Consider the following 16,769-nt stretch of genomic DNA (forward strand, 5'->3'; position numbering starts at 1 on the left):
CGCATGCAATCCAACATGATGAGCCTGGGCCAGTTCGCCTTCGGCCTGGCCACCCTGCCCTTTGACACGCTGCGCCGGCAGAGCGAGTGGCGCCACCCCAGCAACTCGCGCGTGGGCGTGAAGCCGGCGCGCCAGTCCCTGGGGCCGGGTAACGACACCATCACGCTGTCGGGCGTGCTGGCGCCTGAGTTCAAGGGGTCCACGCGCACGCTGTTGCAGCTGCGCGAAATGGCCAACAGCGGCAAGGCCTGGGCGCTGGTGTCGGGCGCGGGCGAGGTGTTCGGGGCGTGGGTCATCGAGAACCTGACCGAAACCCGCACCGTGCTGATGGACAACGGCGCGCCGCGCCGCATCGAGTTCGAGCTGCAGCTGGCGGCCGTGGACGATGAACGCGCCGAGCCATCGGGCGGGGTGGACCCGTGGCCCACCGATGACGGCTGGGAATGGTGGCTGTGATGGCAACCGAGCCCACCTACCTGCAGACCAACCAGCTACACCGCGCGCCGGCGTTCTCCCTGGTCATCGACGGCCGGGACATTTCCAAGCGGGTGGAGCCGCGCCTGGTGCAGCTGACCTTGACAGAGAGCCGGGGCGACGAGGCCGACCAGCTGGACCTGACCATTGACGACAGCGACGGCCGCATGAACCTGCCCACCAAGGGGGCCGAGCTGCTGCTGGGCCTGGGCTGGGACGGCAGCACGCTGAACGACAAGGGGTCGTTTGAAATTGACGAGGTGGAACACCACGGCGCGCCCGACACCATCACCATCAGGGCGCGCAGCGCGGAAATGCGGCGCCAGCTGCGCACGCGCGCCGAGCGCAGCTACCACGGGCAGACCTTGGGCCAGATCGTGCGCAGCATCGCCAGCCGCAACAACCTGCAGCCGCACATAGACGACACGCTGGCCAGCACCCGCGTGGACCACATCGACCAGACGAACGAGAGCGACCTGCACTTTCTGACCCGATTGGCCAAGAAGTACGACGCGGTGGCCACGGTGAAAAAGGGGCGGCTGTACTTCGCCCCCATCGGCAGCACGCGCGGCGCCACGGGCGAGGAAATAGCGGCGCTGACCATCACCCGCGCGGCCGGCGACCAGCACCGCTACCACAGCGCCGACCGCAACGTCTACAGCGGGGTGCGCGCCTACTGGCATGACCCCAACAGCGCCCAAAAGCGCAGCGTACTGGTGGGCGAAGAAGAAAACGAGAAGCGGCTGAAAGACACCTACGGCAGCGAGGCCGACGCCATGGCCGCCGCGCGTGCCGAACGCGGGCGCATCGAGCGGGGCAAAGCCACCATGGAGCTGACCCTGGCCCTGGGCCGGCCCGACCTTGTGCCCCGCGCGCCGGTGACGCTGCGCGGGTTCAAAGACGTGATCGACGCCACCGACTGGCTGGTGGTGAAGCTGACGCACACCCTGGGGGATAACGGGCTGACCACCCGCCTGGAGCTGGAAACCCGAGCCGCAGAAAAGAAGGCGGCCAATCAGTAGGCGGGGCGCACCCAGGCGGGGGTGCCGTCCTTCACCATGCAGGCCATTTCAGCGCGGCCCATCAGGGCCAGGGCGCCGGGGGAGTATCGGCGGCCCTCGAAGTAACAGGAATCATCAGCCGGCTGGAGCGTGCCGGCCACACACGCAAGCGTGACGCTTACGCCGAAAAAAAAGCCACAGCAAGCACGCACCGACTGGGGTGCGCTGCCACGTAATTTTCGATATTGGTCACGGCATTGCCGGCGACGACTTGGCCGGCATCCCGGCGAACTACCACCTTCCCTTGCACCGCGTCTCCCTAGGCTTCTGAAAAATCTTGCAAAGGATTCTTTCATTTGCTTACGGGTTGGTAAAAGGGAAAAGAGCCGGGTTTGCCATGCATCACGGTGACGAGGATTGGCCCCTACCCTTTGCGAAAGTAGGAGCGGTCAAACACCACCTGGGAGGGGGCGGGATTCGCGGCTAGAAGTTCGTGCGATGAAACAAAGCGCCCGGTGTCTTTCACGCGCAGACGGCCAGAGATACGGTCAAACCGAAAGGAGCGCTCCGAGCGCCGTTCTTCGCAAAAGCCTGTGAGATAGTGGTTGCTATCGCTTGCCTCGATGCGGCAGGCCAGCACAGAGCGCGAGGTGATAACACCGTCCCGGTCGATGTAGTCAAAGACAAAATCAGCGGGCAGCAATGGCGCGGCGCCTGCTGGCTGATCGGTCTTCGCCATGGCGGTCTTTTCGCGCTCTGGAGGTGGCCGACTCCGCATTGCTTGCCGCGCCGCATCGGCATGCTGCCGGAGCTTGGTTCGCAGCATCACTGCTGCGCTGGCAATGTGCGCGAGCGCTGCAAATGGTTTTGGCTCCACTGCGGGCGCTGGCACCACCCCTGCAGTCGCCTGGCGTTTGGCCGCGCGGCCGAAATAGACGAACGGCGCCAGGACCGCCAACCCAATCAGCGGGAGCGTGACGCGCGTTGCAATGGATGCCGTATCGCCTACACCCATCAGGCCGCCGGAAATCAGCAGGCCTGCAAATGCGCCAAGCCAAGAAACACAGGCCCCAACGAAATGGCCGAATGCCTTGCTGCGCCCCTTGCGTTGCAACAGGGCGACGATTTGGAACTGCGCAAAGACCCATCCGGCCAGGATGCTGGCCACCATGAAAAGGCCCTGTGCATCGGTCATTCGCGATGCCTACTTGCGCTTGCCGCCCACGTTGAATGTCATGGGCGCGGTAACGGTCTGATCCCCGTTGACCTGCTGGCCAACATCGCCGCCGATGGTCACGGTGTGGCTGGATTCGCCAGAACTGGTGGGGGCGGCCTTGATGGCCAGTAGGGCAACCATCTGCAGAGCGCGCCGGCCATCTTCGCTTGACGCCTCATAGGCGCGCAACAACGTCAGCACTTCCTCGGGCATGGAATCAGGGCTGCTGCGCTTGCCAGTGAGCAGAAATTGCACGTCAACGCCAACATCCGCAATCAACTCAAGGTAGCCGGCGCTAGGGCTCCTAGACCCATTTTCATAGTTCAGCTGAGCGTCTTTTGACACGCCGCCGGCTTCGCCTAGCTGCGACTGGCTCAACTTGAGCCGCTTGCGTTCGTCTTTGAGTCGGGAAGAAAAATCAGACAATTGACCACCAAAGTATTGACATGTGGCCGATTGACCACCACAATGCATTCCACGTTGTAACTACTTGGCATAGATCGTACATGACCACCATGCACACCACCGCTTGTTCCGGTGATCGCAAGCCGGCCCCGCTGCTGAATGCAAAGCCAATCGCCCTGCGCCTGACCGAGCAAGAGCGCGTGGAGGCCTTCGAGCTGGCGCACAAACAGAACCGCAGCGCCGCCAATCTTGCCCTGCTGGCCTACCGTGCCGGCATCAACCTGCTGAAAAGCCAGGGGGCGCTGTGATGCAGGCCGGAAACATCAGCGCGCAGGACGCCAGCACGGCGCGGACCATGCTCAAGGCTGCTTTGAAGACTTTGAGCCCTGAAGTACGCCGGGCGGTTGACGCATCAGGCAAAGATGGAGTCGCACCCTTCGCGCATACCTTCTTTTCCGTCCAGTTCGTCGGCCAACCCCAAGCCCTTGAGGGCCTCGCACGCACGGACGAACTCCCCCATGCCCTGAGCGCCGAAGGCCCGGTAAAGCTGCCCGCTGGCGTTGCGCACGCCGATGATGAACTCCATGCTGCCACCGCCGAACTGGCGGTCGGCTTCGGCTTCGACGGCGGCCGTTATCTGCTGGTCGTCGGGGCGTGGGCTTGTCCCATCAATGAGCTTCGTGCGCATGGTTGCCTTCTTTCTGGTTGTGACGTTGCGATGCTGATCGGTGCCGCCAAGTACCTGCACAAAGCGGCAGGCGCGGACGTGGTGGCAGGTGATTTGATTTGACCATGTGCTGCTCGATGGTCCAACGCCATGCAACCCAAGCGCACGTCCAGTTTGTGGATTGCTTCACGGTTTGCTGTTCTTCTGAGGGGTTCGCCACATGAAGATGAGGTGCCCGCATTGCCGGCAATGGGCCTACACGCGCACCAGCGCCGAGGTGACGATTACGAGCCGCGAGACGGTGTTCCGCTGCGACAACGACGAGTGCGGGCATGTGTTCGCGGCCGTAACGGAAATCAACCGGACCATCAGCCCGAGCGCCACACCAGACCCCAAGGTGGTGCTGCCGCTTTCGCGTCACATCAGAAAAGGCACGCTGTCAGAGCAGCTGCAGCGCATGCCGGAGGCGGACTACCGCCCCCTGGCACCCCGGCCGCACGGTGATCTGTTCGACGCCCTGCTGCCACTGGCCAGCCCCGGCTAGCCGCTAACCAACCCAACCCACCCCGCCCCTGTGGCGCCTGTTCGGAGGCGCTGCGGGATTTGTTCACCCTTTTTTTGCCGAAACCATGACCACACCGCCCCTGATTGACCAGCACGGCAACCACCGCCAGCAGCACGGCGAGCCTATTCACCACGTTACGCGCTTCACCGAGCGCGGCCCCGAGCGCCACACGCACGCATACCTGCTGTGCATGACGGTGCGCGATTGCCGCAAGGGCGAGCTGCCCGTGGTGGAACTCAAGCACGCGAACCACCCGGCCTATTTCTTCACCGACCTGACGCCCGATGACGCCGACCAGCTGGGCGATGCGCTCAAGCAGGCCGCACAGCGTGCGCGTGAAGTAACCGAAGCGCTGCAGGCGCGCTGGGGGCTGTGATGACTGAAACGACCGCAACAAAACGCGAGATTGGCGACCCCATGGAGGCGCTGTCGCACTTCTTCATCCTGGCCACCACGCAAGACCACAGCGCCGCCCGCGTTGCAGCGTGCATGCTGCTGGGCCTCTACAACGGGGACCGCTTTCAGTTCGACCTGACAGAGCTGCGCCGCCTGGACGCCGGAAACCTGAAACGCGCGCTGGCGCTGCTGGAGTTCGACGCGCGGCCCCGCATGGAGGTGCACGAATGGCTGAACCGCCTGTACGACTGCACCGACTTCGGCCCAAGGTTTGAACACATGGCCCACAGGTGGAACCTGAAAGGCAAGTGCAAGAAAGCCTGGCTGGTGCCGGTTGAGTCTGTGAGCTTTCAAAGCGCTGGGGGCGGCGAAGAATGAGCAGCCAAGCGATGCGCGAGAGGTTCGCCAGCATGGCGAAAGAGGCAGAGGCGCAGGGCCTGCACTGCATGATGTTCACCATCACGCTGCCGAACCGGTTTCACCCCCTGCGGCATGGTTTGCCGAACTTTGGCCACCGCTGGGAAACACCGCGCGACGGCCAGCTGTGGCTGCTGAAACAGTGGGTAAAGATGCGCGCCGTGTTGGAGCGCGTCGGAGAGCGCACGCATGGGCTGCGCCTTGTGGAGCCGCATCTTGATGCAACCCCGCACTGGGTTGTGCTGATGTTCATGACTGATAACAGCGGCATGTACCTGCGGTCGCTGGTGGAGCGGTACATGGGCCATAGCGGCGCCCAGGTGAAGTCGGGAACGCTCTGCGGGGCGGTAACCAGCATTCACAGAGCAGGCGAGCTGCTGGACCAATACGAGGAAAACAAGGCCTGGAGCGAGGCTTGGGGCATCCGGCTGTGCAGCTTTTTCGGCCTGTCTGATGAAGTGGGGGCCGCCAAGTGAGTCTCCACGCGATGGCGACCGCTGAGCAGGTGGGCGCGGAACCCGTGAACGATGGTGCACCGGCGGCCGTGGCCGACCACTGCGCCCACGTTTCGGCGTTCGTGCGCAATGAACACCTGCGCCGCCAGGCCGAGCTGCGCGACGAGTTTGTGCGCATTGCGAGCGATGGCCGGTTTGTGGACGCGGCATCGCGTGAATGGCGCGGAATACCGATGGTGTGGCGCATGGCCCTGGTGATGATGGCCGGCGCAGGTGACGACACCGAGAGCCTGGAAAGCCTGGCCGCCCGCGACTGGCGGGAAATGCCACCGCCTGAGCGTGAGTCGCTGCGCGGCATCGTGCGCGGTGCGAAAAAGCACCTGGGCCGACTGACTGCCCTGGCGGCGCGGATTTAGTCATGCCGACGATTCCACGCAAGCTCCCCAACGCCAGCCTGGCGGATTGGAACAAGAACAAGCCCACGCCGCTGATGGCGCGCGACCACTTGGAGCGCGTCATCCGGTGCGCCCCAGCGGCCTGGCAGGCGGCCGTGCGCGAGCGCCTGGCGCCCGAGGTGCCACCCATCCTGGCGCGCCATCGGTCCGACGACGAATGGCTGCATGAACCGCCCGAGTGGGCGAAGGCCTGGGATTTGTTGCAGGCGGTGGCCGACTACGAGGACGACTTCGGCCAGGCGAGCCTGTGGAACCTTGACGATTACGAAATCTGCGCGATGGCCAAGAAGCTGGCCGCCGAAGCGGACGAGCTGGACGCGCTGGCCATTGGCCAAGGTGCCAGCCTGGCGGCGCGGGTAGATTCCATCCGGCTGCTGGTGCGCTGCGTGGGTGTGGGCGAAGACAAGCCCATCGAGGGCGAGCCCGCCATAAAGCGCGCCCAGGATGCGGCCTGGTGGCGGCGCCGGCTGCGCGTGCATGTGGCGCGCGTTGTAGAGGCCGGCGCCGTGGGCCTGGGCCTGGTGAACGCCCGCCGTGGCGGGTATGTCAGCAATGTGGGTTTGCACCGCCGGCAGGACCAGCTGCGCCGCAATGACGAAACGCTGGGCCGCACGGTGTACCGCAACGAAGCGGGCCAAAAGTACAGCCTGCGCCAGCTGGCGGCCCTGGGCACGGCAAACCCAGTCATCCGGGGCGGCGAGCTGATGACGCGCATCAGGGGCGCCGAGGAATACGCGGACAGCCGCGCCCATGTGGGCCTGTTCCTGACCCTGACATTGCCGAGCCGGTTTCACCCGGTGAAGCTGGGCAGCGGTGGTCGGCCCTTCCCGAACAAGAAGTACCAAGGCGCCACCCCGCGCGACGGCCAGCTGTGGCTGCGCGACAAGTGGGCCAAGACGCGGGCAGCACTGGCACGCGAGGGTGTGCGCATGTACGGCCTGCGCGTGGCCGAACCGCACCACGATGCAACGCCGCACTGGCACGCCCTGGTGTGGGCCGAAGACGAAGCGGGCGCCCAGGCCATAGAGCGCTGGGTGCGCCACTACTGGTTGAGCGATGACGGCACCGAGCGCGGGGCCGTGCAGAACCGCGTGAACGTGAAGCGCATGGTCAAGGGCGGCGCCGCCGGCTATGTGGCCAAGTACATCGCCAAGAGCGTGGGCAATGTGGCCCTGGCTGAACACATGGACGTGGTGAACGGCCAGCAGATTCAGCTGGACCTGGGGCCGACCGACCCCAAGAACGTGAAGGAATCCGAGCCAGGCCACAAGCGCGTGGACGCCTGGGCAGCGACCTGGGGTATTCGCCAGTTCCAAACCATCGGCATGCCCAGCGTGACGGTGTGGCGCGAGCTGCGGCGGGTGACGCCCGACCAGCTGGAGCTGTTCGCCAGCGAGGGCGACCGCGCGACAGTGCGCGCCGCACAGGCCTGCCACCGCAATGGAGTGCTGCGGGCCGACTGGCGCCTGTTCATGGAGGCCATGGGCGGCCATGCCCTGCCGCGCAAGTGCTGGCACCTGCGCACGGCCCACCGCACGCCGGAACCGGGCACGGTGAACAAGTACGGCGAGGTGGTGAAGGTGGGCCGCATCGTGGGCCTGCAGGCCCAGCGTGGGCGCATGCGCGGCCACTGGCTGGTGTCCCGCCGGCTTGCCTGGGTGCCAGTGCAGGCTGAAAGCACGCACGCGGCCCAGGTAGGCAACGAAGGCGATGCAGCTGGACAAGCGCAGGGCGACGGCACCGCCACGGCCCGCGCGGCTCTGCCGCGCGCTTGGACAGGTTTCAATAACTGTACGGCCCGCCTTACGGGCGAGCTGTCCCGCGCTCTTTTTGGGCGCGGCGACCACGAAATAGAGGACTGGTGCACGCCCGAGGTGGTGGCCCATTTCCGCGCGGTGCGCTCCCAACGATTCGCGGAGGCATTGCAGTGCTGAAAAAACAAGCACCCAAGCACACGACCGCTACCGAGGCGCGCAGCCGCATGGCCGAAACCGGCCGCAAGCCCACGCCGCTGCAGGCCCAGGTGCTGCTGGCCGCCCGCCGGCGCTGCGACGACATGGCCGACAGCCAGGCCGCCCGCGACCAGATGAAGCGCGAGGTGCTGGACACGCCGGCCGAGCTGCTGGCCGACCTGCTGACCGCCCTTTCCACCGTGCGCGTGACGCGCGCCGACCTTTTCCACACGACCACCACAAAGGAGTGATGACCATGAACGCAACCCGCATCGAGCCGCGCGTGCATTGCCACAAGCGCCCCCTGCACGGCGGCTACGTCAACGCCGCCGCCGCCACGCCGAACTACTTGCGCGAGGTGTTCGAGGCCGAGCGCGCCCGCATCGAGGCCGCCCGCCCAGGACGCCGCCGCCGGCGCCTGGCCAGCAGCGTGCAACCCGCCAACCCAGCGCAAGGCCAGCTCCAGCTGGTGGCCTGCAGCTGATCCGGGTGGACGCCATGGACCAAAAAGCACAGGGCCACAAGGGCATGCGGTACGCCGGGGGCAAGAACGGCGCCGGCGTGTACCAGACCATCATCAGCATGATCCCGGCGCACGCGGTGTACGTCGAAGCCTTCGCGGGTTCGGCCGCCATCGCCAGGCGCATCAAACCAGCCGGCCGCACCATCCTGATGGAGCGCGACCCGGCCATGGCTGATCGCCTGCAGGCGGCCATGCCGGCGGCCACCGTCATGGGCTGCGATGCAGTACCAGAGCTGGAAAAGCTGGCGATGCAGGATCTTGCCGGGTGGTTTTTCTACCTTGACCCGCCGTACCTGCACAGCACGCGCAAAGACCTGGCGCTCTACAAATTTGAAATGAGCGACGCCACGCACCGCCACCTGGTGGCATCGGTGCTTCCGGCGTTGTCAGCAGCTGGGGCGCTGTTCGCGCTGTCCGGGTACCGCAGCGCCATGTATGACGCTGCTGCAGCATCGTCAGGATGGGCGCGCCGGGACTTTCAGGCGATGACCCGGCGCGGGGTGGCCACCGAGTCGCTGTGGATGAACTACGACCCCGAGAACATCCGCCCGCACGACCTGCGCTACATCGGCGGCAGCTTTCGAGAGCGCGAGCGCATCAAGCGCAAGGCATCTCGCTGGGTGGCAAAGATTCTGGCGATGCCGGATCTTGAACGCCAGTTCATCCTGGCCAGCATCGCCAAGGCAGACGAGGGTCCACCACCGGCAGCGCCGGCGATGGAGTACTCGAGCATCGCCACGAAAAGCGAGGGTATCCCATCGGCATAGATGACGGTGAAGGCCTCGACACAAGGGGCGATGCGGCACCACCGCCACCGCCAGCGGTGCCCGATCGCCAAACACCGGCCCAGGCAGCTCCAGAGGCAAGACGGCCAGGCCAGGACGAATTTCAACAAAGCACGCACATGAACCACTTTCACAACATCCAACCGCTGCGCAGCTACCGCGCCCACCTTGTGCCGCAGCACGTCAACGCGGCAGACGTGGAAGACCTGGCCGACGCTGGCCAGCTGCCCACCATCCGCCTGAAAGCCGCGACCGCCGAGCAGGCCGAAGCGCAAGCCCACATCACCACCGGCAAGCAGGTGCTGCGCGTGGAACGGGTGGAGGGCTGAACGATGACGCAACGCAAAGACACCGCCCTGGCCCACCCCGTGGACCCGAACAAGTGGGCACGCATTCGCCAGGCCGAGCGCGTGACCTATCCCAGCGCCGTGGCCGCGCCCCAGCGCATCGACTGGCGCACCGGCGACCCGTACAAGTGCCCCGAGCTGCAGCACCGCAGCCGAGGCGCGGTGGTGCACAGAATCGTGCTGGGCAAGCGTGTGGAGGTGAAGTGATGGAGCGACTTATTGCAGAGGCCTCGAAGCTGGCGCCCATCCTGCGCGGGATGGTTGAGTGCAGCGCGCCAGGGGAAGGCGTGGACATTTACGCGCCGGAATTTGAACCAGCTGACGGCGATGTGTTCGTGGCTCGCGCCGCCGAACTGCTGTCCGAGCTTGCCCGCTATGGAAAGCACCACGAAGAACGTGCACTGCTATGGCCAGCTTACCCAGGGGACGAACCTGTGATTCACAACGCACTGATGAAAACGCTGGAAGGGCGCAAACAATGAAGCCGCAAGAAGTAACCCACTTTCACCTGTTCGGCGGGTCCGGTTCCGGCGCGGCCGGGTTCAAGGATGCGGACCCGAGCATCGGCGCAATCAAGGGCAAGATGGTGCTGCTGGGTGGAATCGACGTGGACCGGCGCGCGTGCGCTGACTTCCTCATGCTGAACGGTGTCCCGCAAGCCTGCGTGGACCTGTTCAGCTTGCAGCAGTATTTGGCCTGGCATGGCCACATGCCGCCCGAGGGCTGGCGCGAAGCCACGGCCGACACGGTGCGCGCTGCTGCGCAGTGGCAGTTCCCCGACATTGTGTTTTTGTCGGCGCCGTGCAAGGGGTTTTCCGGCCTGCAGTCTCCAACACGGGCGGCCACGCCGAAGTACCAAGCGCTCAACGAACTGACGCTGCGCGGTGTGTGGCTGATGTTGGAGGCCTTCGCGGACGATCTGCCAGGCCTTATCGTGTTCGAGAACGTGCCCCGCATCGCAACGCGCGGCCGGCACCTGCTGGACCAGATTGTGGGGATGCTGCAGCACTACGGCTACGCCACGGCCGAGACAACGCACGATTGCGGCGAGCTGGGCGACGGCCTGGGCCAAAGCCGGCGCCGGTTCCTGCTGGTGGCGCGCCTGGTGCGCAAGGTGCCGCCCTTCCTGTATGAACCGCCCAAGCGCGCGCTGCGTTCGGTGGGCGAAGTGCTGGGCCACATGCCACTGCCAGGCGACCCAATGGGCGGCCCCATGCACCGCGTGCCAGCGCTGCAGTGGAAAACCTGGGTGCGCCTGGCGTTCGTGGAGGCTGGCAGCGACTGGCGCAGCCTGAACAAACTGGCGGTGGAAGATGGCAACCTGCGCGACTTCCTGATGGTGCCAGAGTGCTACCCCGGCGTGATGGGTGTGAAGGAATGGGGCGAGCCATCCGGCACCGTGACAGGCAAGAGCCGGCCGACGAATGGCGATTTTTCCGTGGCTGACCCGCGCTTTGCACCTTCGGCCGCGTGGAAGGATGGCCAGGCGCTGGGCGTGCGCAGCTGGGGCGAGCCCACCGGCACGGTGGCCGGCCAGCAGGGGCCGCTGCAGGGCGCGTACAGCGTGGCCGACCCACGGCACGGCGGCCCCGACAAGCACTCGAACGAATACCGCATCGTGGCCTGGGACCGGACGGCGCGGGCTGTGACGAGCGCGCACGGTTCCGGCCAGGCTGTGGCCGACCCGCGTGCGGGCGATGACCCCGCGCAGCTGCACGGCAAGTGGCACGTCACACCGTGGGCCGATGCCACGCGGGCAGTGATCGCGGGCAGCACTTCCGGCGAAGGCGCGGTGGCGGTGGCCGACCCGCGCCCGAACATCAAGCGCGTGAAGGGCGACCACTACCTGACCGGTGGACACTATGGCGTGGTGCACTACTCGGACCCGGCCGGCGCGGTCAGTGCTTCGGCCTGCCATGACAACGGGCCGTGGAGCGTGGCCGACCCCAGGCCGGCCGGCGGTGCCACTGCGGTGGCCGCAGCGCCCGCAATGCCATCGGCCAATGACAAGCTGGTGGCGCGCATCAGGTCACTGGATGGAACATGGCACCGGCCATTCACCACCCTGGAGCTGGCGGCGCTGCAGAGCTTCATCGACCCCGAGGAATGGTTCGCAGCTGGCGGGCCAGCTGATCGAGGCGAGCGCTTTGTGCTGGATGGACCAAGCGACCAGCGCTGGCGCGAGGCCATCGGCAACGCGGTGCCGCGCAAGTCGGCCAAGGCCATCGGCACGGTGATGGGCCAGACCATCCTGCTGGCGAAAAACGGCGAGACATTCGTGCTGGGCAGCACGCCCATTTGGGTGCGGCCGATGGTGGCGGCGCTGGCGGTGGCGCGGGAAGGGGGCGTAAATGGCTGATCTTGTTTTGCCACTCAAGGCGGTTTACTTTGAGGAAATCCGCCAGGGCACCAAGGTGGAGGAATTCCGCGAGCGCACGCCCTACTGGCGCCGCCGGCTCGAAGGCCGCACCTTTGACCGCGTGGTGTTGACCAAGGGCTACCCGAAAGCAGGCGACGACAGCCGCCGCCTGGTGCGCGAGTGGCGCGGGTTCCGTGAGACAACCATCACGCACCCGCACTTCGGGGGCAAGCCGGTGGAGGTGTTCGCCATCGACGTGGCCACGCCAATGACCAGCGCCAAGCCCTGGGGGTATGCAGTGGGCGGCAACCACCGCGACGTGTGGTGCGGCCGGTGGGTGCGCGAATTCGCTGCCAGCGAGCAAGAAAAGGAGCTGGGGAAGGCGCTGTATGAAGCGGCTCCGGACCTGAGCGCCGACACGCTCTATCTAATCCGCCGACTGCTGGCCAACCGCTACCAGTTTTCACATGGGGAGTTCGTGGCCGAGCTTGAACGCATCGTTTCAGCTGGCCAGAACATGGAAGGAATCGAGAGACAAGGGGGCACGCAATGAGCTTGCGCTGGGTGACAGTGGAAAAGGCATCCGAGGAAACCGGCCTGCCTTGTTCATTTTTTCACGAACGCACGGGGTTGTCGGGGGAGTGGCCAGAGCGCACCGTCTGGAAGTGGTTTGAGGGCCGTAAGATGATCGACCTTCAAGAGCTGTACAACTTCATCGACAAGCGCCCGAGCATCCAAAGCAAGCGGGGCCGGCGCAAGACACCGCAATGCCACGGGCTACAAGCAAACCTTCTGCCGGCGTAGTTATTCGAGACCAGCACCTGCAGATTGATTTGCGAACGGTGGGGTTCGGGAAAGAACGCCTGGACCTTCCACCGACGCCGGCGAACATCAAGTACGCCGAACGGCTGCGCGCCGAGATCATGGGCAAGATCGAGCGCGGCACGTTCTCGCTGGCGGACTACTTCCCCGACAGCCCACGCGTGAAGCGCGACGCGCCGAGCCTCACATTCCAGCAGCTCGCCACCGAGTGGCTGAAAATCAAAACGCCCGAGGTGCAGCACAGCACAGCGCACCACTACGAACAGGTGCTTTCCAGCTATCACTTTGACGACTGGCGCGAGAAGCGCATCGTGGAGCTGGACTACCGGGCAACCATGGCGATGCTGGCCAAGATGCCAGCGAACCCCAAGACCTTCAACAACAGCGCCACCGTGCTGCGCCAGGTGCTGGAGTACGGCTACAAGGCCAAGCTGCTGCGCGAACCGCTTTTCGAGGCGGTGGAAATGCGCAAGCACCAGAGCCCAGGCCCTGACCCGTTCACCATGGACGAGGTGGACGCCATCCTGGCCGCGCTGCCAGCTGGGCCGCCGCGCAACTACTTCGAGGTGGCGTTCTTCACGGGGCTGCGGCCTTCCGAGCTGATCGCCCTGCGCTGGTCCAAGGTGGACCGGAAAACCGGCTACATGAAGGTGGACGCGGCCCTTACCCGCTTTCAGGAAAAGGGCACCAAGACATGGAGCGCCAGAAACGTGGAGCTGTCAGCCAGGGCGCTGCAGGCCCTGGAGCGACAGCGCGCCGCAATGGGGAAACGGGCGGTACCGGCGGGGCACGTTTTCACGTCTGACGAGGGCGCGCCGTTCACTACCACCGACGAGCCACTGCGCAGCTGGTGGAAGCCGGCGGTGAAGGCCTCGAAGGTGCGGACGCGCGACGCGCGGCAGACCCGGCACACATTCGCCACCATGTGCCTGATGGCCGGCCTAACACCTGGGTGGGTGGCCATGCAGATGGGCCACTCGCCCGAGATGTTCTTCCGCGTGTACAGCCGGTGGATTCAGGGCGCCGACCAAGGGGCAGAGCGCCGCAAGCTGGACGCCTTCCTGGGGGACAAGACCGGGACAAAAAACGGGACAGGGACAACGAATTAAACCGAATTTGGCAGCATGGTTTTAAGGCCGCCACAGGTAAAGATTCAGCCGAATTCAGCCAGTTTCGGGCGTTTTTAGGTTCGATTCCTGTCGAAGGGACCAGTGGCCAGTCCGCAAGAGTCCAAACTCTTCCGGACTTTTTTATTTCCCTTTTGAAATCAGCAACTTAGCTGTCCGCACCCGTCCAGCCCCATCCACCCCCATCCGCGCAACTTGGGGGCACATTTGGGGGCACATTTTTCAAAAGCGGGGCACATTTCTTTTCTGCTCCCACCAGAGGCGCAGATGCCCCATGGCAGAGGGCGTTCTTTTTCGCGCCAGCAGGCCAAAACAAGCCCCTGAAACCCACCGAACCCACCAACCGCCCGCCGGTTGTGCCCCCAGTTCGGCCCGGATGTGCCCCCCGCCACTCCGGTTTGTGCCCCCAAACCTGACCGGACGCCCTAACCTCTCCGGCCCCTGAGCCAATTTTTTGTGCGTGCGATTAGCCGTCCACAACCCCCCCAAACCCACCAAGCCCACCAAGCGGCGAGCTGACCACCGGCCCCAAAGTCCGCCTTTCGGCGTCCGACCCGCCCACTTCGCCCAACTTCAGCATGTTTAGAGCGCACGCACATGCAGCACTCGTTTGTCCACGGCCGTCCGTCCATGACCATAGAGGCATGCACTCATCCACAGACAACCACAATCCACAACATCACCCCCGATTCACGACGAGCTGGCCCAAGCCCAGGCGGCCTACGACAGCGCGCTGGAGACGTTGCTCAAGGCCTGCGCGGAGTTCAATGAAGGCGCGGGCAAGGAGTACGCGGAGCTGATGCAGCGCCATGCGGACCTGCGCAGCAAGATCGCCACCCATGAGGCCACGGCAGAGGCCGCCACCGTGGAGTTCAAGCAGTTGCTCGCGGCTGCGAACTACGAGAAGACCAAGGCCGTGAAAGACGCTCTGTTTAAGAAGAACGACGCAGTGGCCATTGCCGAAGAACTGCGCGAGGCGCTGGCTGATTCGGAGCGCACTGCGCTGCCCCTGCGGGCCAGTGCTTCGCGTGCTGCGCAGTCCTATGCCAACGCCCATGACATGGCCTATGCGGCCTATGCACGGCTGGAGGTGTTCAAGGCCCTGGCAGCGTCCGAAGACAGGCTTTCTCGGGCCTTGGCGCTGCTGGCGCATGTATCGGATGCTGTCGAGGTCGAACGCCATGTGCAGGACGCGCGGGAGCATCGCATGAAGTTCGTGTGGAACCGGCTGGTGGCGGTGGCCAAGCAGTTGCCTGAAGCCCAAGAGCAGCCTGAGGTCGAAGCGCTGGGACCGCTGCAGTTGGGGCCGTTCGCGGGGCGGGCGTACCTCACACCGGTGCAGGCGATGCGGCTGCAGCGTGCGGAGGCTGAGGCGGCTGCGGCGGCCTGAGCGTCACGATGAAGCGAGCCAGGTGTGCGCCTGGCTCTGAAAAACAAAAGGCCCCGGCAGTGATGTCGGGGCCTTTTTGCTTGGGGCAGAATTCGGCCAAAAGCAGCCGTTTGCGGGTGCCTAATAGCGGGCGAGCAACTGGTATGTCAGCGGTTAGTTTGCGAAGCTTATGTAGCTTCCAGACGAGATCCAGTTAGTAGGCGCTTTTGGCTTCCACCAGTTCCTGCGCTTCGCTAGCGATTCTTGTGAGTTGCCCGAACTCGGTCTCAAGTCCGGCGTGCACACTCCACTTCTCCGGCGCTCCAGGCATGCCCTCGAGGCGGATGTCGAATGTCACACTCCCAAGCGATGTGCAAGTGACAGAGAAGTAAAGATCGCCTTCAAGTGACCCCCATTCGAGAGCGCTATTCCAAGGTGCTTTTTTCGCGCCAAGATCAGTAAAAAAGCGCCCCAAACTAGGGGCGTCGTCGTCAATCCAAACTTCTGTTTGGGCGGCTACGCGATGTCCCAATATCTCAACGATGAAGTAGCCGCCCTGGCCCCTGCGGATTTGCAACTCACGATTTGACGAGGTAGATTTGATAGACAGCATGTAAAACGCTCGGCAATTTGGAAACTCAGCCTAGACAAGTATCGCTTCAACATCGCAAGGCCCGGGTTCTCTGGCTGCACGTATCGGACTAGGAATAGGCCGGTGTGCGAATGCCATGATAGGTTTTGTTCTGGGCGCCCAGCGTCTGCTGCGGGCCCCGCTAGCGCCCCTCGCTGTGGGTCAGAATTCGGCCAACAGCAGCCCCACGACCGTGACATCAACTTCGCTTAGCACTGTATATGACCAAGTTGGCCTATGGAGGCAAAAAGCAGCGTTGGCTTCGGAGCGTCATCGTGTCGGCTTTTGCGCTATCTGCATCCGCTGGTTTCGCGCAAACGGAGCCCGCTGAATTTTCAAATCTTGAAGCGGCAAAAAAATGGTTTGCTCAGGCATATCCGCACTATGAAGTTGAAAGTAAGCCAGTCCGAAAGGGTGAGGCGGGACGAATCGTCGCGTTCTACGGTATGCAAGGGTCGGGAATTATCAGAGCTGTTGGCTGGTACTACGCATGCGGGCCTCTCAACGATGACTGCCAATTGCTTACTGTCGTCCACCTTGGGGAAATCAAGTCGATGAAAAGTAAACCGACTGCTATCTGGTCTGGAACACACCTAATCGTGCGCGTTGACGGTCGAGAGGTTGGTAGAGTGAAAGTGCCCAACTAAAGCACTTGCAGATAGAGCTAAAGACTGCATTGGCCCGCTAGCGTCCCTCGCTGTGGGGCAGACTGAATCGCCCCGGCTGAACTAGACACCTTCGAGCCTCAAACCTGAGGCCCAATAGGAGGTGCCATGACAAAGCAGCCATATCCCGAAGAGTTC

General features: G+C 64.4%; 24 protein-coding genes and 1 pseudogene. 22 read left to right on the forward strand and 3 right to left on the reverse strand.

Going from position 1 to position 16,769, the window contains the following annotated elements; translation table 11 throughout:
* The first annotated feature begins 3 nt into the window (after window positions 1–3).
* Both ACIGHN_RS07620 and ACIGHN_RS07625 read left to right on the forward strand, forming a co-directional pair.
* Window positions 4–456, forward strand: a complete 453-nt coding sequence (locus tag ACIGHN_RS07620) for a phage tail protein (RefSeq protein WP_396503892.1) — start codon at window positions 4–6, stop codon at window positions 454–456.
* Window positions 456–1,496 (forward strand): contractile injection system protein, VgrG/Pvc8 family, encoded by a 1,041-nt coding sequence (locus ACIGHN_RS07625; RefSeq protein ID WP_396503893.1) that lies wholly within the window; start codon window positions 456–458, stop codon window positions 1,494–1,496. Before ACIGHN_RS07620 ends, ACIGHN_RS07625 begins: the two co-directional genes overlap by 1 nt.
* 403 nt (window positions 1,497–1,899) lie before the next feature.
* On the opposite strand, the gene ACIGHN_RS07630 is transcribed toward ACIGHN_RS07625, so the two are convergent.
* Together ACIGHN_RS07630 and ACIGHN_RS07635 are read right to left on the reverse strand one after the other, a co-directional pair.
* Complete coding sequence (locus tag ACIGHN_RS07630) at window positions 1,900–2,670, reverse strand: WYL domain-containing protein (protein WP_396503894.1); 771 nt, start codon at window positions 2,668–2,670, stop codon at window positions 1,900–1,902.
* Between the two features lie 9 nt (window positions 2,671–2,679).
* Window positions 2,680–3,117 carry a helix-turn-helix domain-containing protein gene (locus ACIGHN_RS07635; protein ID WP_396503895.1) on the reverse strand — a complete coding sequence of 146 codons (438 nt, stop codon included), beginning with the start codon at window positions 3,115–3,117 and terminating at the stop codon, window positions 2,680–2,682.
* 89 nt (window positions 3,118–3,206) lie between these two features.
* Between ACIGHN_RS07635 and ACIGHN_RS07640 the strand changes: the two genes are divergently transcribed.
* The 19 genes and pseudogenes from ACIGHN_RS07640 (at window position 3,207) to ACIGHN_RS07730 (ending at window position 15,356) form a co-directional block, all read left to right on the forward strand.
* A complete protein-coding gene (locus tag ACIGHN_RS07640) occupies window positions 3,207–3,404 on the forward strand; it encodes a hypothetical protein (protein WP_396503896.1) in 198 nt (65 codons plus the stop codon).
* The gene (locus ACIGHN_RS07645; protein WP_396503897.1) at window positions 3,404–3,886 is read left to right on the forward strand and encodes a hypothetical protein; all 483 of its coding nucleotides are present in this window, start codon (window positions 3,404–3,406) and stop codon (window positions 3,884–3,886) included. The genes ACIGHN_RS07640 and ACIGHN_RS07645 overlap by 1 nt, the downstream gene beginning before the upstream one ends.
* Window positions 3,887–3,983: 97 nt before the next feature.
* The gene (locus ACIGHN_RS07650; RefSeq protein ID WP_396503898.1) at window positions 3,984–4,307 is read left to right on the forward strand and encodes an ogr/Delta-like zinc finger family protein; all 324 of its coding nucleotides are present in this window, start codon (window positions 3,984–3,986) and stop codon (window positions 4,305–4,307) included.
* An 85-nt stretch (window positions 4,308–4,392) separates the two neighbouring features.
* On the forward strand, window positions 4,393–4,704 hold the full coding sequence (locus tag ACIGHN_RS07655) for a hypothetical protein (protein WP_396503899.1): 312 nt from the start codon (window positions 4,393–4,395) through the stop codon (window positions 4,702–4,704).
* Entirely contained in the window at window positions 4,704–5,102 is a 399-nt protein-coding gene (locus tag ACIGHN_RS07660; RefSeq protein WP_396503900.1) for a hypothetical protein, read from the forward strand. The genes ACIGHN_RS07655 and ACIGHN_RS07660 overlap by 1 nt, the downstream gene beginning before the upstream one ends.
* Window positions 5,103–5,113: 11 nt before the next feature.
* Window positions 5,114–5,617: a replication endonuclease gene (locus tag ACIGHN_RS07665; protein WP_396503901.1), complete on the forward strand. Its 504-nt coding sequence runs from the start codon at window positions 5,114–5,116 to the stop codon at window positions 5,615–5,617.
* 11 nt (window positions 5,618–5,628) lie between these two features.
* Window positions 5,629–6,012 carry a hypothetical protein gene (locus tag ACIGHN_RS07670; protein ID WP_396503902.1) on the forward strand — a complete coding sequence of 128 codons (384 nt, stop codon included), beginning with the start codon at window positions 5,629–5,631 and terminating at the stop codon, window positions 6,010–6,012.
* Window positions 6,013–6,014: 2 nt separating this feature from the next.
* A complete protein-coding gene (locus tag ACIGHN_RS07675) occupies window positions 6,015–7,985 on the forward strand; it encodes a replication endonuclease (RefSeq protein WP_396503903.1) in 1,971 nt (656 codons plus the stop codon).
* Window positions 7,979–8,254 carry a hypothetical protein gene (locus tag ACIGHN_RS07680; RefSeq protein ID WP_396503904.1) on the forward strand — a complete coding sequence of 92 codons (276 nt, stop codon included), beginning with the start codon at window positions 7,979–7,981 and terminating at the stop codon, window positions 8,252–8,254. Before ACIGHN_RS07675 ends, ACIGHN_RS07680 begins: the two co-directional genes overlap by 7 nt.
* Before the next feature lie 5 nt (window positions 8,255–8,259).
* Window positions 8,260–8,487, forward strand: a complete 228-nt coding sequence (locus tag ACIGHN_RS07685) for a hypothetical protein (protein WP_396503905.1) — start codon at window positions 8,260–8,262, stop codon at window positions 8,485–8,487.
* 14 nt (window positions 8,488–8,501) lie between these two features.
* Window positions 8,502–9,293 carry a DNA adenine methylase gene (locus ACIGHN_RS07690; RefSeq protein ID WP_396503906.1) on the forward strand — a complete coding sequence of 264 codons (792 nt, stop codon included), beginning with the start codon at window positions 8,502–8,504 and terminating at the stop codon, window positions 9,291–9,293.
* A gap of 137 nt (window positions 9,294–9,430) precedes the next feature.
* Window positions 9,431–9,640: a hypothetical protein gene (locus tag ACIGHN_RS07695; RefSeq protein ID WP_309822192.1), complete on the forward strand. Its 210-nt coding sequence runs from the start codon at window positions 9,431–9,433 to the stop codon at window positions 9,638–9,640.
* Window positions 9,641–9,643: 3 nt separating this feature from the next.
* Window positions 9,644–9,865 (forward strand): hypothetical protein, encoded by a 222-nt coding sequence (locus ACIGHN_RS07700; protein WP_396503907.1) that lies wholly within the window; start codon window positions 9,644–9,646, stop codon window positions 9,863–9,865.
* Window positions 9,865–10,140 carry a hypothetical protein gene (locus ACIGHN_RS07705; RefSeq protein ID WP_396503908.1) on the forward strand — a complete coding sequence of 92 codons (276 nt, stop codon included), beginning with the start codon at window positions 9,865–9,867 and terminating at the stop codon, window positions 10,138–10,140. The genes ACIGHN_RS07700 and ACIGHN_RS07705 overlap by 1 nt, the downstream gene beginning before the upstream one ends.
* The gene (locus ACIGHN_RS07710) at window positions 10,137–12,017 is read left to right on the forward strand and encodes a DNA cytosine methyltransferase (protein ID WP_396503909.1); all 1,881 of its coding nucleotides are present in this window, start codon (window positions 10,137–10,139) and stop codon (window positions 12,015–12,017) included. Before ACIGHN_RS07705 ends, ACIGHN_RS07710 begins: the two co-directional genes overlap by 4 nt.
* Window positions 12,010–12,279, forward strand: a pseudogene (locus ACIGHN_RS07715) (ASCH domain-containing protein); the annotation flags it as partial. The gene ACIGHN_RS07710 and the pseudogene ACIGHN_RS07715, both read left to right, overlap by 8 nt.
* Before the next feature lie 287 nt (window positions 12,280–12,566).
* The gene (locus ACIGHN_RS07720; RefSeq protein ID WP_396503910.1) at window positions 12,567–12,821 is read left to right on the forward strand and encodes a hypothetical protein; all 255 of its coding nucleotides are present in this window, start codon (window positions 12,567–12,569) and stop codon (window positions 12,819–12,821) included.
* 38 nt (window positions 12,822–12,859) lie between these two features.
* Entirely contained in the window at window positions 12,860–13,948 is a 1,089-nt protein-coding gene (locus tag ACIGHN_RS07725; protein ID WP_396503923.1) for an Arm DNA-binding domain-containing protein, read from the forward strand.
* 760 nt (window positions 13,949–14,708) lie between these two features.
* Window positions 14,709–15,356: a hypothetical protein gene (locus tag ACIGHN_RS07730; RefSeq protein ID WP_056417861.1), complete on the forward strand. Its 648-nt coding sequence runs from the start codon at window positions 14,709–14,711 to the stop codon at window positions 15,354–15,356.
* Between the two features lie 193 nt (window positions 15,357–15,549).
* Here the strand turns inward: ACIGHN_RS07730 and ACIGHN_RS07735 are convergent, their stop codons facing one another.
* Window positions 15,550–15,948: a DUF6228 family protein gene (locus ACIGHN_RS07735; RefSeq protein WP_396503911.1), complete on the reverse strand. Its 399-nt coding sequence runs from the start codon at window positions 15,946–15,948 to the stop codon at window positions 15,550–15,552.
* Window positions 15,949–16,187: 239 nt separating this feature from the next.
* On the opposite strand from ACIGHN_RS07735, the gene ACIGHN_RS07740 reads away from it, so the two are divergent.
* Window positions 16,188–16,613, forward strand: a complete 426-nt coding sequence (locus ACIGHN_RS07740) for a hypothetical protein (protein WP_156370746.1) — start codon at window positions 16,188–16,190, stop codon at window positions 16,611–16,613.
* Window positions 16,614–16,769: the final 156 nt, after the last annotated feature.

It is taken from the genome of Acidovorax sp. NPDC077693 (assembly GCF_044542805.1).
Lineage (GTDB): Bacteria > Pseudomonadota > Gammaproteobacteria > Burkholderiales > Burkholderiaceae_C > Acidovorax.

Coding starts and splice junctions, on each gene's coding strand:
- ACIGHN_RS07740 (WP_156370746.1), top strand. CDS start 16,188: ATGACCAAGTTGGCCTATGGAGGCAAAAAGCAGCGTTGGCTTCGGAGC.
- ACIGHN_RS07665 (WP_396503901.1), top strand. CDS start 5,114: ATGCGCGAGAGGTTCGCCAGCATGGCGAAAGAGGCAGAGGCGCAGGGC.
- ACIGHN_RS07620 (WP_396503892.1), top strand. CDS start 4: ATGCAATCCAACATGATGAGCCTGGGCCAGTTCGCCTTCGGCCTGGCC.
- ACIGHN_RS07720 (WP_396503910.1), top strand. CDS start 12,567: ATGAGCTTGCGCTGGGTGACAGTGGAAAAGGCATCCGAGGAAACCGGC.
- ACIGHN_RS07660 (WP_396503900.1), top strand. CDS start 4,704: ATGACTGAAACGACCGCAACAAAACGCGAGATTGGCGACCCCATGGAG.
- ACIGHN_RS07675 (WP_396503903.1), top strand. CDS start 6,015: ATGCCGACGATTCCACGCAAGCTCCCCAACGCCAGCCTGGCGGATTGG.
- ACIGHN_RS07735 (WP_396503911.1), bottom strand. CDS start 15,948: ATGCTGTCTATCAAATCTACCTCGTCAAATCGTGAGTTGCAAATCCGC.
- ACIGHN_RS07685 (WP_396503905.1), top strand. CDS start 8,260: ATGAACGCAACCCGCATCGAGCCGCGCGTGCATTGCCACAAGCGCCCC.
- ACIGHN_RS07700 (WP_396503907.1), top strand. CDS start 9,644: ATGACGCAACGCAAAGACACCGCCCTGGCCCACCCCGTGGACCCGAAC.
- ACIGHN_RS07640 (WP_396503896.1), top strand. CDS start 3,207: ATGCACACCACCGCTTGTTCCGGTGATCGCAAGCCGGCCCCGCTGCTG.
- ACIGHN_RS07655 (WP_396503899.1), top strand. CDS start 4,393: ATGACCACACCGCCCCTGATTGACCAGCACGGCAACCACCGCCAGCAG.
- ACIGHN_RS07710 (WP_396503909.1), top strand. CDS start 10,137: ATGAAGCCGCAAGAAGTAACCCACTTTCACCTGTTCGGCGGGTCCGGT.
- ACIGHN_RS07690 (WP_396503906.1), top strand. CDS start 8,502: ATGGACCAAAAAGCACAGGGCCACAAGGGCATGCGGTACGCCGGGGGC.
- ACIGHN_RS07630 (WP_396503894.1), bottom strand. CDS start 2,670: ATGACCGATGCACAGGGCCTTTTCATGGTGGCCAGCATCCTGGCCGGA.
- ACIGHN_RS07695 (WP_309822192.1), top strand. CDS start 9,431: ATGAACCACTTTCACAACATCCAACCGCTGCGCAGCTACCGCGCCCAC.
- ACIGHN_RS07670 (WP_396503902.1), top strand. CDS start 5,629: ATGGCGACCGCTGAGCAGGTGGGCGCGGAACCCGTGAACGATGGTGCA.
- ACIGHN_RS07650 (WP_396503898.1), top strand. CDS start 3,984: ATGAAGATGAGGTGCCCGCATTGCCGGCAATGGGCCTACACGCGCACC.
- ACIGHN_RS07705 (WP_396503908.1), top strand. CDS start 9,865: ATGGAGCGACTTATTGCAGAGGCCTCGAAGCTGGCGCCCATCCTGCGC.
- ACIGHN_RS07645 (WP_396503897.1), top strand. CDS start 3,404: ATGCAGGCCGGAAACATCAGCGCGCAGGACGCCAGCACGGCGCGGACC.
- ACIGHN_RS07625 (WP_396503893.1), top strand. CDS start 456: ATGGCAACCGAGCCCACCTACCTGCAGACCAACCAGCTACACCGCGCG.